The sequence below is a fragment of the Burkholderia sp. BCC1977 genome (assembly GCF_905339595.1).
Taxonomy (GTDB): Bacteria; Pseudomonadota; Gammaproteobacteria; order Burkholderiales; family Burkholderiaceae; genus Burkholderia.
Genome location: NZ_CAJPGQ010000165.1, coordinates 1 through 584 on the forward strand (window position 1 = coordinate 1; position 584 = coordinate 584).

A 584-nucleotide genomic window follows, 5' to 3' on the forward strand; every position below is an offset into this window, starting at 1 on the left:
TTCGACGTTTTCCGCGAGGCCCGCTTCGAGTTGCGGCGCGTCGGCCAGCAGCACCTTCGAAACGCCCGCGATCTTTGCCGCTGCGTCGGCTGCTGCTTGCGCGTTGTGGCCTGCCACCAGCACGTGGATGTCACCACCGATCTTCGCCGCCGCTGCCACCGTGTTCAGCGTCGCGGCCTTGATCGACGCGTTGTCGTGTTCTGCAATCACCAGAATCGTCATTTCTTTCCGCTCCCTCTTACAGCACCTTGGCTTCGGTCTTCAGCTTCTCGACCAGCGTCTTCACGTCCGGCACCTTCACGCCGGCCGCGCGCTTCGGCGGCTCGGCCACCTTCAGCGTCTTCAGACGCGGCGTGACGTCCACGCCCAGGTCTTCCGGCTTCACCGTTTCCAGCGGCTTCTTCTTCGCCTTCATGATGTTCGGCAGCGTCACGTAACGCGGCTCGTTCAGGCGCAGGTCGGTCGTCACCACCGCCGGCAGTTGAAGCGACAGCGTTTCCGCGCCGCCGTCGACTTCACGCGCGACCGTCGCACGACCATCGGCGATCGTGACCTTCGACGCGAACGTCGCTTGCGGCAGCCCG

General features: G+C 64.9%; 1 protein-coding gene and 1 pseudogene. Both read right to left on the bottom strand.

All coding sequences use genetic code 11. The features are described from left to right. Positions 1-222 (bottom strand): annotated as a pseudogene (locus tag U5771_RS35285) (electron transfer flavoprotein subunit alpha/FixB family protein); the annotation flags it as partial. A 16-nt stretch (positions 223-238) separates the two neighbouring features. Further along, the coding region (locus U5771_RS35290) for an electron transfer flavoprotein subunit beta/FixA family protein (protein WP_415859477.1) at positions 239-584 on the bottom strand (346 nt) is incomplete at its 5' end.